Origin of the sequence: Nitrosomonas sp. Nm58, from assembly GCF_900107335.1 — a bacterium.
In the GTDB taxonomy this organism is placed as follows: Bacteria; Pseudomonadota; Gammaproteobacteria; order Burkholderiales; family Nitrosomonadaceae; genus Nitrosomonas.
The window spans coordinates 54,327-67,719 of record NZ_FNPQ01000006.1; the positions used below are offsets into that span (position 1 = coordinate 54,327).

11 protein-coding genes are annotated in these 13,393 nt (G+C 43.3%); 3 read left to right on the top strand and 8 right to left on the bottom strand.

Features of this window, described 5'->3' with window-relative positions:
• Nucleotides 1-42: 42 nt before the first annotated feature.
• Nucleotides 43-414: an AI-2E family transporter gene (locus tag BLW34_RS16760; protein WP_256203568.1), complete on the bottom strand. Its 372-nt coding sequence runs from the start codon at nucleotides 412-414 to the stop codon at nucleotides 43-45.
• A complete protein-coding gene (locus BLW34_RS16765) occupies nucleotides 411-902 on the bottom strand; it encodes an AI-2E family transporter (RefSeq protein WP_256203569.1) in 492 nt (163 codons plus the stop codon). The genes BLW34_RS16760 and BLW34_RS16765 overlap by 4 nt, the downstream gene beginning before the upstream one ends.
• Nucleotides 903-1,162: 260 nt before the next feature.
• Between BLW34_RS16765 and purM the strand changes: the two genes are divergently transcribed.
• The 3 genes from purM to BLW34_RS04120 all read left to right on the top strand — a co-directional run bounded on the left by purM (nucleotide 1,163) and on the right by BLW34_RS04120 (nucleotide 4,273).
• A complete protein-coding gene (gene purM, locus BLW34_RS04110; RefSeq protein WP_090575992.1) occupies nucleotides 1,163-2,221 on the top strand; it encodes a phosphoribosylformylglycinamidine cyclo-ligase in 1,059 nt (352 codons plus the stop codon).
• Between the two features lie 14 nt (nucleotides 2,222-2,235).
• Nucleotides 2,236-2,874 (top strand): phosphoribosylglycinamide formyltransferase, encoded by a 639-nt coding sequence (purN, locus tag BLW34_RS04115; RefSeq protein WP_090576065.1) that lies wholly within the window; start codon nucleotides 2,236-2,238, stop codon nucleotides 2,872-2,874.
• Between the two features lie 142 nt (nucleotides 2,875-3,016).
• Nucleotides 3,017-4,273: an RsmB/NOP family class I SAM-dependent RNA methyltransferase gene (locus BLW34_RS04120; protein WP_090575995.1), complete on the top strand. Its 1,257-nt coding sequence runs from the start codon at nucleotides 3,017-3,019 to the stop codon at nucleotides 4,271-4,273.
• 56 nt (nucleotides 4,274-4,329) lie between these two features.
• Here the strand turns inward: BLW34_RS04120 and BLW34_RS04125 are convergent, their stop codons facing one another.
• The 6 genes from BLW34_RS04125 to BLW34_RS04150 form a co-directional block, all read right to left on the bottom strand.
• Nucleotides 4,330-7,245: a bifunctional diguanylate cyclase/phosphodiesterase gene (locus tag BLW34_RS04125; RefSeq protein ID WP_090575998.1), complete on the bottom strand. Its 2,916-nt coding sequence runs from the start codon at nucleotides 7,243-7,245 to the stop codon at nucleotides 4,330-4,332.
• 12 nt (nucleotides 7,246-7,257) lie between these two features.
• The gene (locus BLW34_RS04130) at nucleotides 7,258-8,478 is read right to left on the bottom strand and encodes a hypothetical protein (protein ID WP_218138769.1); all 1,221 of its coding nucleotides are present in this window, start codon (nucleotides 8,476-8,478) and stop codon (nucleotides 7,258-7,260) included.
• Complete coding sequence (locus BLW34_RS04135) at nucleotides 8,468-8,929, bottom strand: type 2 periplasmic-binding domain-containing protein (protein ID WP_256203570.1); 462 nt, start codon at nucleotides 8,927-8,929, stop codon at nucleotides 8,468-8,470. The genes BLW34_RS04130 and BLW34_RS04135 overlap by 11 nt, the downstream gene beginning before the upstream one ends.
• 12 nt (nucleotides 8,930-8,941) lie before the next feature.
• Nucleotides 8,942-9,742 (bottom strand): PEP-CTERM/exosortase system-associated acyltransferase, encoded by an 801-nt coding sequence (locus BLW34_RS04140; RefSeq protein WP_090576001.1) that lies wholly within the window; start codon nucleotides 9,740-9,742, stop codon nucleotides 8,942-8,944.
• Between the two features lie 404 nt (nucleotides 9,743-10,146).
• Nucleotides 10,147-11,994 (bottom strand): asparagine synthetase B family protein, encoded by a 1,848-nt coding sequence (locus BLW34_RS04145; protein WP_090576004.1) that lies wholly within the window; start codon nucleotides 11,992-11,994, stop codon nucleotides 10,147-10,149.
• A 170-nt stretch (nucleotides 11,995-12,164) separates the two neighbouring features.
• Complete coding sequence (locus BLW34_RS04150) at nucleotides 12,165-13,391, bottom strand: pyridoxal-dependent decarboxylase, exosortase A system-associated (protein WP_371263908.1); 1,227 nt, start codon at nucleotides 13,389-13,391, stop codon at nucleotides 12,165-12,167.
• Nucleotides 13,392-13,393: the final 2 nt, after the last annotated feature.

Consider the following 13,393-nt stretch of genomic DNA (forward strand, 5'->3'; position numbering starts at 1 on the left):
AAAAAGTAAATCGTAGTGCATAAAAAGTACAATAAAAATCAATCAGGACTGCCGCGTATCCAAATACTGCTTATGCAGATGTCTGAGCCATACCAGCATTACAGCACTGATTGGAAGTGCTAGTAAGATACCGATGAATCCGAATAGCTGACCGAAGGCTAGTAAAGCAAAAATCACCACGACCGGATGCAGGCCGATACGCTCACCAACCAGCCAAGACGTAATCAACATGCCCTCAAGTAATTGACCAACACCAAACACGGCCCAAACCGTCATCACGCCACTCCATTCCTGAAACTGCATGACTGCGGCAAATGTCGCAAGTGCCAAACCCACGATTGCACCCAGATAGGGAACAAATACTAAAATACCTGTCAGAAGTCCGATTGGCAGAGCAAATTCTAACCCAATCATCCATAACCCGTCGCATAAAAACCGCTCATCAGAATAATGACTGCAACCTGTCCACGCAGGAACTCTACCAGCACACGATCAGTTTCATGCACAAGCGGATACAGCTGCTTTCGCCAGGCAGGTGAGACCCACTCATTGATCTGGGAAATCAAGGTGTCCCAATCACGCAGTAAGTAAAACAGCACAACTGGCACAAGCAGTAAATTCATTAGAAAATCCAATACCACGACGCCACCACTCGTCAGTGAAGGTAGCATCTTAGCAGCAACACCTCCAGCACTTTTCCAGTGCTCTGCCAAGGCTTGTCTGAGCATGGCTACGTTCAACTGCAGGTCGATTCCGAGCGTTGTTTTCAGCCAGGGAATCCATTGACTCTTAACGGTTTCAAGGTAATCCGGAGTACGCTCAACCAACCGCATTATCTCCTTCTCAAACAATGGCATCATGACTAAAATCAAGGCCGTGAATACACCCAGTGATAAGAGCATGACCAGCACCGTTCCCAAGGTTCGGGAAACTCTTTGGACTGACAGTCATGAGACGAGTGGATTACAGATATAGGCAATAACTGCAGCCAGTAAAAAAGGCGTCAGCATTGGACTCAAAAGATAAATCAGCGCCCCAAATACACCGATCAGAATGATCCACCAAAGATAATGTTGATCCTCAGAGTGTTTAGAGTTCATTTGCGGTAAAATTACACTTTCCGAGAAGTAGCACTCTATCCGTAACCAAGCGAGAACTCAACTTGACTTCATCTAATTCCCAACATCCTAAACCAGAACAACTATCCTATCGCGATGCCGGCGTAAACATTGATGCAGGCAATCTTCTGGTTGAGAAAATCAAACCTTTTGCCCAACGCACATGGCGCCCGGAAATACTTGCTGGAATCGGAGGTTTCGGTGCACTTTTTGAGGTCCCTCAGAAATACCGCAATCCGGTATTGGTATCTGGAACCGATGGTGTAGGCACCAAATTAAAGGTTGCCTTCCAGTTTAATCAGCACGACAGCATTGGAATCGATCTGGTTGCCATGAGCGTCAATGATATCCTCGTTCAGGGTGCAGAACCGCTGTTCTTTCTGGATTATTTTGCTTGCGGTAGCTTGAATGTAGATACGGCTACTCGAGTTGTTCAAGGTATTGCGGCAGGCTGTGAACAAGCTGGATGTGCCTTGATTGGCGGAGAAACGGCTGAAATGCCCGGCATGTATCCAGAAGGCGAATATGATCTGGCTGGTTTTGCCGTGGGAATCGTAGAGAAAAGTAGCATCATCAATGGATCTACCATTTCGGAAAACGATATCATTCTAGGAATCGCCTCCAATGGTGCGCATGCCAATGGTTTTTCGTTGATCCGCAAAATTATCGAAAAACATCCTGTTGATTTAAACGCCAAACTAGGGAATAGCACTCTGATAGAAACCATCATGGCGCCAACCCGTATCTACGTAAAACCTGTACTGGAATTAATCAGAAAATTGCCTGTGAAAGGTCTTGCCCATATTACCGGTGGGGGGCTACTAGAAAACATTCCACGCATTTTACCTACGGGAATGATGGTCGATATCCAGAAGGATTCTTGGGAAATTCCTCTCTTATTTCCTTGGTTGCAACAGCAAGGCAACGTTGCTAATGAAGAAATGTTTCGGGTTTTCAATTGCGGCATAGGAATGGTTTTGGTGGTTGCACCTGAACATGCTGATGAGGCGATGGCCGTTTTACATGCCTGTGGAGAAACTGTCTGGCGAATCGGCCATATCAAGCAACGTCACGCCGACGAGCCAGCCATTTTAATTGCTTAACCAATATAAGTATGATGAAATCACTGGTTATTCTTATTTCTGGTCGTGGCAGCAACATGCAAACGCTACTTGATGCAAAACTCCCAGCTAAGACCATCACCGTAATCAGTAATAATCCAGCTGCAACAGGGCTGGAAATTGCTCGATCGCGTCACATCCAGACTCATGTCGTCGATCATCGCGCTTATCCAGATCGCGAAACGTTCGACGCCGCCCTAGCAGAAAAAATTGATGCCTGCCAACCCGACTTGGTCGCGCTTGCTGGCTTCATGCGCATTCTTGGTGACAGTTTTGCTAGCCATTATCAGAATCGATTGATCAATATCCACCCTTCCTTGCTACCTGCTTTTTCCGGCTTGAACACACACGCGCGCGCGCTTAAAGAAGGTGTAAAAATTCATGGATGCACGGTACACTTTGTTACTTCGCAACTCGATCATGGACCTATCATTATTCAAGCTGCAGTCCCTGTGCTGCCTGAAGATACCCCTGAAGCTTTGGCTGCGCGTGTTCTCCAGCAAGAACATCGGATTTACCCGCAAGCCGTGCGCTGGTTCTTGGAAGATCGTCTTACGCTTACCAATAGTTGTGTAGAAATTCGGGCGGCAGCCATAGAAAACCATGCTTTATATTCGCCTCCCTTAGATCAATGAAAATTCTCTTCAAACGCATTGATGGTCTCGCTATAAATTTTTGCACGCCTTTAATCAATACGTTATGCCTCTTACAGAAAAAAGCTAAACCTCTCACGGATCAGTTTAAGACGTTCTCGAATCATTACCCATCCAATTAATCATGCGCCCAACGCTTGCCCAACTCGACATGGCTACGGTAGCCATACGTACTATATTACCGCTGAAATTCCCCGCCGATACTCTGCTCCGCCTGTTTTTCCGTGATCACTCAATGGCGGGGCAGAACGATCGAGCTGTCATTGCAGAGATAGTGTTCGGTATTTTACGTCACAGATTTTTTCTGGAATGCCTGACGGAGAAAGCAACACCCCGCACTCTGCTTCTGGCTTACCTAGTCAAATTTGAAGGCATGAATTTGCGTGAACTGGCCTCTTTCGTTAATGAAAGCGAAGCTAAATGGCTCGCACACATCAAAGCAATCACATTAGCGTCACAACCGCTTGCTATTCAAGCAGAATTTCCTGAATGGCTCATGGAAAAATTACAAAAATTTTTACCCGATACTGAGATTCTCAGGCTGGGCCAAACATTACAGTATCCCGCTCCCTTAGACTTACGCGTCAATACGCTGTTTGCAAAACGTGACGAGGTGCTCACACTATTAAATCAGAAAGGTATCGAGGCGCACGCTACCCCCTACTCACCTATCGGTATTCGTCTAACTGGCAAACCCGCCATTAATAAAGATCCGCTATTTCTTTCTGGAAAAATAGAAGTACAAGATGAAAGTAGTCAGATTCTGGGCTATCTGCTCGCACCCCGGCGGGGTGAAATGGTTGTTGATTTTTGTGCAGGTGCTGGTGGCAAAGCATTGATGCTGGGCGCGCTCATGCACTCCCAGGGCCGCATTTACGCTTTCGATATCTCTGAGAAACGTCTTAACAATCTGAAACCACGTCTCAAGCGCTCTGGTTTGTCCAATTTACACCCTCAACGCATCAGCAGTGAAAATGACATTAGGATAAAACGCCTGTACGGAAAAATAGATCGAGTACTCGTTGACGTACCCTGCAGTGGATTAGGGACATTACGCCGCAACCCAGATTTAAAATGGCGGCAAACACCGCAAAGTATCGAGGAATTAAAATGCAAACAAGCAACTATCCTTTCTTCTGCTGCCAACCTACTTAAACCAGGTGGCAGACTGGTTTACGCTACCTGCAGCCTACTTCCTGAAGAGAATCAAGAGATTATAGAATCTTTCCTCTCTGGCAATTCTCATTTCACCCGATTAAATTGTGCAAGTCTTCTGGCACAACAGAAAATACCGCTTGACACAGGCGAATACTTGCAGCTATCACCAGTACTTCATCAAACTGATGGCTTCTTTGCCGCAGCTCTAGAGCGAGAAAAGTAACCTGATTTATTTTCTTCGTTAGCACAACGGAATGTCTAATCTACTGACAATTACAATTAATCTTCGGATGAACCAAAGACTTCATCAGCAGCAGAGGACTTGCCAATATGATAGCCTTGTGCAAAATCTACCTCCATTTTTTCCAGCAATACCAACACCTCCTCATTTTCAACAAATTCAGCGGTAATTTTCTTACCAAACCCCCTTGCTACGCTGCATAAGGCTTTAACCAATATTTGATCAGCAGGGCTACTCGCCAGATTCCGAACAAATGAGCCATCTATCTTCACAGCATCGACAGGTAACTCTCTCAAATAATAGAAAGATGAAAAACCAACACCAAAATCATCCAGCACAAAACCGCAACCAAGTTCCTTAATTTCTCGAAGCAGGTTTCGTGTTCCAGGTAAATTATCGAGAGCGGCAGTCTCTGTTATTTCAAACATTAAAAGAGTGGGGTCGACACCTTTATCCATAAGCTCCTGTCTAATCACTGGCAGTAATCCTGGATCGTTGAACGCATGCGCGGACAAGTTGATTGATAAGCGAATTCGATTACCTGATTTATTGATCTTGGCTGCTTGTGCAATTGCCTTACGCAATACCATATGATCAATCTCATGGATCAACCCGGTATGTTCTGCGGCAGCAATGAAAGCCGCAGGTGAATGAATTGTGCCATCCTTACCGCACATACGCAGCAATACCTCATAATGGGAGATCGTTCTATCGCGTAGCGACATAATCGGCTGGAAATAAAGCAAATACTTATCATTCAAATTGGCATACTCGATTTGCTCTTTCCAATGTACAAGCGTATACATTCGCTCTCTCGTTTGATCGTCATTGGAAAACAGATGCCAGGTACCCCGCCCTATTTCCTTGGCCTGATACATAGCAAGATCGGCTGCAGCCAATAGATCGTGTACATTGTTACCATGCTCCGGAAAAAGAGCAATACCGATACTGGCTGCAATTTTATATGTTCTACCATTTACCGTTAACTGCGTCTCACTCAAGCGTAATAGAATTTTCTTTGCGACTTCAATAGCTCCGCTCGCTGTAATTTCTGGCAGAATAACAGCAAACTCATCCCCTCCTAAACGTCCCGTAATATCCGCAGCACGAATTGCATGAGATAGCATGTCGGCAACTATCTTCAGCAAAGAATCGCCAGCTTGGTGCCCACTAGTATCATTAATGTACTTAAATCGATCGAGATCAAAAAATAACAATGCCCCTGGATGTTGGTATCTCTCCGCCCAATTGATCATATGCTCGAGCTCTTCACTGAAACGACGCCGATTATATAGATTCGTCAACGGATCATGATCGGCCAACCATGCTAAATGGCCTTCCACACGCTTGTATTCTGTAATATCCAGACCAACTGAAAGTACTGATGGATCTGCTTCTGATTGCCACGACAACCGAGAGTGCAACCAAACGATATGTCTTTTTGAACCATCATTACATAAGGTAATGGCCTCATGCCTCAATTGTTCACGTCGACCAGAATGTATCTCCTCTAAGTACTGGCCAAGATTGTACTGTTCACTGTCAGGTAGCAATATCTCAAGAAAAGGCCTACCCTGAATCTCTTCTTCAGTATAACGCATCAGCATTTCACCATATGCGTTTAACATTATTATCTTACCTTTGACATTCTGGGTCAGCACGATGACCTGAGCTGTATCAAGCAAGTGTGCAATAAAATCTTTCTCTTTGCTTAATTCATCCCGTTGCTGAACAAGCAGCTTTGTACGATAAACGACTTTATCCTCCAGCTTCTCAAGCTTATGAGACAACGTCACTGCAGCTTCATAAAGAAGATCAATCTCATCCTTTAGCCATTGCTTCCTGTTAACAGAAGAAAGCGTAGCGCGGAAGATTCCAAAGCTGCCACCCGCCAAAAGCGGCAAGGTAAATACAATATGCTTAAGCCGTGAGAGTGGCTTAGAAAGAATAGCAAACAATAATATTTCTGAAAAAATTAAACCAATTAGACCGATGATGACTATACGCCAAATAGAATCACGAATCGCTTCAATGGTAGCGGTAATATCAGTAATGACAACCAAGTGAGCCTGATCTGTCATGCTGATCCCTTGTAATGGAAACAGTTTTATACGCTGGTAACGTTTATTCCATTCGGTTTGAATGCCCTGCTTCAGTTTGGCAAGATCGGGGTACTCTTCTACCGTTTGATAAAGGATCTCAAGATTCTTATCTCTATTGGTCAATGCTGCCAGGCGTATCTCCCAATCAGGAAACCATACATCATTGTGTTTAATCGTGTATTTTTTTTCTTTTAGAAACAATCCAATATCAGAGCCAAATGTTCGCTTAAAACCTAAGAAAACATCGGCCAGAGAAGCGCCAATAACGATCGTTCCTGTACGAATACCTTCCACCAGGAGCGGCTCGATCGTATACTGTATACAACTTTCTATGCAGATTAATGGATTGGCGGGCTGTTCATATAAATTGACTTCACGAACATGCTTCAAAAGAAGCGTATCTCGATAAATATCCGCTTCAAAGCTATCCCAACCTATCAGGAGCTGATTAGATTGATCATAAAACCTTACCGCTTCAATTCCATCTTGAAGCTGCAATAATTGCCAGTGATGTTCAAATGCATTTGCAATCTGCTCATTATTTTGTGCAGACAAGGCTGCATCCATTCCTTTCAGGAAAGGAATCATTCTGATCAGCTGATGTGAGCTAGATGAAATTTGCTCAATGAGTTTTTCAACCTCTTTGGCATATCGCTGATATTGTAGATCACTTTGTTGATCAATATTATCGATGAAGCGCTGATAATTAATGATGCTGAATGTCGTCACCACTATCAGCAAAATTATGCTGCTGAGTAGCGAAATCTTCCATTTCAGACTAGCAAATCGAGATGATGCGCCATGATCAAACTTAGCAATCTGAGTGTTTTTTTCCAAAATACTCTGTTTCATGCAGATTTCTGCTTAAAAGCGATAAGAAACCTGGGCAGCAAAGAGATTCCAATGTCGATCGGTAAAAGCAGGATCCGGATTATCCAATGTAGAAAGCCAGGCTGTGCCATTTACGCGATGATACTCGCCGCGTAGCATAATCGCAGGGGTAATATTCCAACGTAGCCCCACAGTCAAATCCTTAGCAAAACGACTGTCAGAAGGAAGCCCGGTTTTAGCATGCCATTCACTGCCATCACGATCTTTTCTATCTGTAAAAAGTACATCATACCGCAAGACCGCCTCCCAGGCTGGGCTAAACCGGTAAATACCCTGAAAATAAAAACTTTCACCAGTAAAACTCTGGTCAACAGAAGGATGGAAATTCTTCATTTCGATATGACGCAATGCATATTCCGAAGTAATGCTCCAGCGCTCAGCATTATATTGCGCAGAAAAGATTAATGGAAAGAATTCGATTGAACCTGAGCTCAATCGATCCTTCGCTGCTGGATCATACCCTACATTGACCTGCGCTCCGCTTATTGCCAAACGTAATCGCCCGCCATCTCGCTCATAAATCAGACGCCCTAAATATGATAATCTCGGCGTTAGATCACCTGACTGGTTTTTTCGCAAAATAGCTGCCTCGGTACTTTTATCGTCAACTTGTGGAAAACCCGTTACAAACTGAAGTGTAACGTCACCCCAATCAGAACGAGATTCGCCATATAATTGTATACCATCTGAAGCCAACGCTAAATTACGCGCCCGATCGAAGTAAATCGATTGTGGCAACAAAATACTCGGCCGGGTAAAGGGTACATCGCGAGTTTCATTATAAAAACCAAAAGGGTTTTTGGTTCTCCCTAAACGCACCCCTACTTCTTTAGTCTCAGTCGTGATTGCAGTATAATCGACAAAGCCATAATCGATACGAATACCACCTTTACTATCTTCGCCTGTTTGGCGGGATAGTAACTGCCCTGAAAATTGGAGATTCGTCAAGGGTCGATACGAAGCATTCACTCCAATCTCTCTAAAATCGAAGCTACCCCTCCCCCTGGTACTATCTCCAAACACATCATTTCGTGTTGCGGTTGTTTTTATATATCCCTGACTCAAGAAGCCATGAACCTGCAGACCTTTCAGATCTGGTCTTTCTGCCGCATTAATCCATGATGGATGCAATCCAGTCAATAGCATCACCACTCGACTCAAAGAGCCAATCAAAATAATAAGTCTATTCAACATGAACATGAAGGATCTGGATGCTATCATCTATATTTACTCTCTTCAAATAGCCGATAGCGCCCGGGGTCGTGGCGACCCGAACGCGCATTTCTTCTTCGGAACTTACTAGAAAGGGTGCCTGGCCTGTCCCTGAAAAGATAAGCCGATCCCATGCTGAACGTAATTGATAGGGAAAAATATTGAGCTTCTCTTTGGCAAAGAGATTGTGCAACGGCGCATCGTCAGGCAGCACGAACACCCGGATAGGGGAGCCATCCTGCCATGCTCTAAGACGCATGCCAAAAATAGCACGTAATGAGTTTCTGGAAAGGTGTTGTGTATTAACGCTGAGATGAACGACTACCTCAATGGAACCACTGGTTTGCGGAGCACTTGCAACGAATGGCGCACTGATCAACAGAAATAATAGAAAAATACAGCACAAATAATGAACAGTGATGCGTACCGCCATACTGAAAATATGCTAACAAGTTAAAATGCTAGTATCAGTATAGGGCACGCCCTGCCGACATCTACATATCGACTTGAAATCTTCGAGATTTGCTGGCCAGACTCTACCATTATCGGTCACCAGTTCCCAGATATCGCGATAATTTGTATACATCCTTTCCAGCACATCAATCAGGCAGACATAATAAGGGCGTCGTTGGCCATGATAATTAACTAATGGGCCGATAGGCTCGAATTGCATGCCATAAAAACCAAATAGCCTATTCAGAGCCGGATCCATTGCTGAAAATAAGTGATAGATATCATATTTAGCACATATTTGAATAATACCAATAGCCAGCCCTAACATCGGATGGGGGAATCGCCTTCGCCCACTCTCATCAGAGTGCTTTGAAATCTTACCAACTACAAAATGGAAATCATCTTTTCGTCTGAAAAAGTTACGAAGAATAACAAATCTCGAAATCTCAACGGCAGACCGTCGCTGCACGTTCATATTGGTATATGCTGGATAAAATTGCGTATGTAACTCAACAGGAAACTTTTGATTAATATCGAGGGGATTAGATAAAATCAGACGCGTAGTTCCTACAAAAGTATTGGATGGTTTATGTCGTAATAGTAAATGCAAAGAACAACTGTCATATTCATCACTTTCCAATTCGTCAGGATAACTTGACGCATCAATATCTGGGTATTTATTATCAACACACAAAATTCGATATCTTAGATTAAATACCTTCTTTAATAACGCTGGAGTATCAGCAATAATAATTTCAAAGTATTCATGAAATGCTGTGGTGATATCATTCATGACAATCCTTAGCAAGCAAGCTGGTTAAAATTTTTAACAAATAATTAACTAAGCTAATTTTACTGGTCAGCTTCCAATCCAAATCAATGAACTGATTCGAAGTTTTCCTTTATTTCAAAATAATCAGCATTCGCCAGAAACTCCAGTGCTATCCTATAAAAAAGAGCCTCAACCTATCTACATTCCTTGGAACTAAAAAATATAAAAATCATATTCTTATTCAGGCGCATCTATCCATCGATAAAACTTCACAAGTTAATGTTATTTAAAATAAATTGTCGTCAAAATACGACGAATCATTATTTTCATCGAAAATATCATGAAATGATGGAAAAATATATATTTAATAAAAAATAAATTAATAAAAAAATTAATTGGCATAAAATTGTATCAACGAACTAAATTTATATATTTATTCGTTGCTTGTACCAATGCTCCAACATCATTAACAACCAAATCATGGTACCGTGGTAACTTGCGTGTTCATACAAATATTGTCCAAGCAGTTTATCAATAAAATCAGAGCGAATAATTTTGCGTGATTTCAAATCATTTAAACTATCTGCAGCCAACGCTTGCAATAACTTGTGTTTTTGAAGCCAGATCCCAACAGGAAGACCGAAACCCTGTTTCTGTTTAACAATAATTTCATCCGGCAGAAAATCACGTAACGCTTCTTTAAAGAAATAGCGAAGCTTTGTTCCCTTAAGCTTGAGCTGGGGTTCAAGGCGAGCTGAAAAATCTACTATCGCATTGTTTAACAAGGGAAAAGAAACATCCATTCCCGTTAGTTCACATGCTTTGATTACTTTAGGCAAATCATTATCAGCGAGTGTGAATTTCCAGTCAAAAGCAAGCATACGATTTATTAGGCTATGCGCATGCGTCTGATCATAAGTTTGGCGCGATAATACTGAAGGTTGGATGGGGTCTATATTTGCCAGAAACTCACTGGTAAATACGTTCTCATAGTTATAGCGTACCAGCAGATTATAGGCTTCCATTCGCCCAGGCATAGGTATCGATGCTTGCTCAATATAACTACGTGCCTTACGTACGAATTGTAGGCTATTACCTTCTGGAATATTAAGTGCTAGTGGAGTAACAACCTTTTTCCGCAATACTGAGGGCAAATTTTCATAAAGTGAAAATATATATTGTTTTGCATAGCGCACATTGCCACCAAACAGCTCGTCTCCGCCATCACCTCCTAACAAAGCATCAAGACCATCGGCTCTAGCCATGCGCGCACAATAAAAAGCAGGAATAGCAGAAGCATTACCAAAGGGCTGATCAAAGACAGTCGCAATCTGTGGGATAGCAGTAACGACATCTTCAGGTGTGACATAATATTCATGATGATCTGTTGAAAAATGCCTTGCAGCAATACGCGCATATTCCATTTCATCGTACCCCGTAGCCTCGAATCCAATAGAGTAGGTTCTAGCGGGTTGACCGGTCACTTCTCCCAATATCCCAGCAACCGTCGAGCTATCAGTTCCACCACTCAAAAATGTACCGACTTTTTGGTCTCCTACCGCTTCACTTACACTCGAATGCAGCAAAGACAGAAACTCCTGCTTAAGCTCAATAAATGGTCTCTTTTCTTTTTCCCTAAATTGCACTTGCCAGTATTTCTTAATCTCTATACTTCCTTTCTTATAGCTTAGATATTCACCAGGAAGTAAGCGCTTCTGTCCATAATAGATAGTATCCGGACCAGGTATCATGTGAAAGAAAACATAATTATACAAACCCTGGAGATTGACCTCGGGTGTAGCAAGCGGATGCGCCGCAATAGTATCTGTCGATGAGCCAAACAATAAGCCCTGATGCGATACCTGATAAAGAAGCGGTCGTGTTCCCATCCGGTCAGTTGCTAAAATAGCTTCCTGTAAATTACTATTTAGAATGCAACAAACGAATTCACCGGTGAGATCTTCCAGTATTTTCTCCCCTTTTCTCTGCCATTGATCTGCTAGAACCTTCGCTACCCCCTCAACACCTGCAAGGTGATTCAATTCAGTATTTTGGAATCTAACATATCCCCATAACCCAACTAACCACCCATCTTTTTGGTAAACGTGAGTGTATCGATCGCTCGCAGCAATAATCAGAGCAGCGCTATTTCCAGTCAAGGATCGAGCTTGGCTGCCATCAAATCGAATAAGTGGATAAACCATTCGTTCAATAAGTTGCTGAATCTCATCATCAGTACTGCTATATCCGACCCATCCGCATAATCCGCTCATATTGGTTTCCTCTTTTGATGATCATCGAATGTATATTTTGATTAATCCCGAGCTATAAATCGGCCAGTTTCTTAAACCCACGCTAAAGAATCTCAGACATCCTACCTAAATAGGATTTAAGTGCATGACTATCCTGAAAATAAATTATGACAGCCATTCTTTAGAAGAAGCTAGACTAACACCTCTTGCGGAATGGGGTGACTTAGGAAAGCTGTTGGACTTGCTGTCAAACCATACGCACCAGACTGAAATACGACAATAAAGTCTCCAATGTCCGCCTTGGGCAATTCCATTTCATCGGCCAGCAAATCGAGTGGTGTACATAATGGACCCACTACCGATGCAATTTCTGTTTCAGAAGTTTCTACCTTGTTGCCGATAATCACTGGGTAATTTTTACGGATGACCTGACCAAAGTTGCCTGAAGCAGCAAGATGATGGTGCAATCCACCATCTGTCACCAGAAATACCCGTCCTCTCGACAATTTTTTGTCTAACACACGACATACATAAATACCCGCCTCTGCCACAATGTAGCGTCCCAGTTCAATCACAAACCGCGTTCCAGGAAGTACCAGTTTTCCTTTAGTTAATAAATGCTGCAGATTCTCTCCCACCGCAACGAGATCAAGTGGCATTTCGCCAGGGAAATAAGGCACTCCAAAACCACCCCCGATATTCAATGTGCGAATCGGAACAGACGAAGCTTGCGCAAGTTGCAAGCCTAACTGTAAAGTCTTTTCGTGAGCATCCTGGATAGCTTCTGCCTTAAGATTCTGTGAGCCACAAAAAATGTGCAACCCTTCTAAATCCAACCCCAGTTTGCCTATATGAATAAGCATAGCGGGAACCCGTTCTGCATCAACACCAAATGGTTTCGCCCCCCCCCCCATTTTCATTCCAGATGCTCTAAGCTCAAAATCTGGATTGACTCGAACAGCAACTTTAGGACAAATACCCATCTGCTCGGCTAGCGTCACGATACGCTCCAGCTCCCGCTCGGATTCCATGTTAATAACAATCCCTGCAGCAATAGCGCAAGCAAGTTCATGCTCGTTCTTGCCAGGACCGGCAAAACTAATTCTCTCAGGAGGCATTTCCGTATCTAGCGCAATTTTCATCTCTCCGACAGAAGCGACATCAATACCATCCACCAGACCAGCCAAATGCTGAACAACAGCGGGCATAGGATTAGCTTTCATCGCATAGTGAAGATGAATCTCCTCGGGCAGGTAGCGACGCAATAGGTTGACACGCTCAGCAATCAATCGCCTATCATAGGCATAGAAAGGAGTCTGACCAACACGCCGCGCTAGTCGTAAAAGAGAGATGCCTCCTATCTGAAGGCAATTATCGCGAACCGAAAATTGCCTCATGGGGGCGTGTTTCGGGCACATGA

Excerpts from the sequence above, each read along its gene's own strand:
- BLW34_RS04140 (WP_090576001.1), bottom strand. The coding sequence starts at position 9,742 with ATGAATGATATCACCACAGCATTTCATGAATACTTTGAAATTATTATT.
- BLW34_RS04125 (WP_090575998.1), bottom strand. The coding sequence starts at position 7,245 with ATGAAACAGAGTATTTTGGAAAAAAACACTCAGATTGCTAAGTTTGAT.
- purN (WP_090576065.1), top strand. The coding sequence starts at position 2,236 with ATGAAATCACTGGTTATTCTTATTTCTGGTCGTGGCAGCAACATGCAA.
- BLW34_RS16765 (WP_256203569.1), bottom strand. The coding sequence starts at position 902 with ATGCTCTTATCACTGGGTGTATTCACGGCCTTGATTTTAGTCATGATG.
- BLW34_RS16760 (WP_256203568.1), bottom strand. The coding sequence starts at position 414 with ATGATTGGGTTAGAATTTGCTCTGCCAATCGGACTTCTGACAGGTATT.
- BLW34_RS04130 (WP_218138769.1), bottom strand. The coding sequence starts at position 8,478 with ATGTTGAATAGACTTATTATTTTGATTGGCTCTTTGAGTCGAGTGGTG.
- BLW34_RS04150 (WP_371263908.1), bottom strand. The coding sequence starts at position 13,391 with ATGTGCCCGAAACACGCCCCCATGAGGCAATTTTCGGTTCGCGATAAT.
- BLW34_RS04135 (WP_256203570.1), bottom strand. The coding sequence starts at position 8,929 with ATGGCGGTACGCATCACTGTTCATTATTTGTGCTGTATTTTTCTATTA.
- BLW34_RS04120 (WP_090575995.1), top strand. The coding sequence starts at position 3,017 with ATGCGCCCAACGCTTGCCCAACTCGACATGGCTACGGTAGCCATACGT.
- BLW34_RS04145 (WP_090576004.1), bottom strand. The coding sequence starts at position 11,994 with ATGAGCGGATTATGCGGATGGGTCGGATATAGCAGTACTGATGATGAG.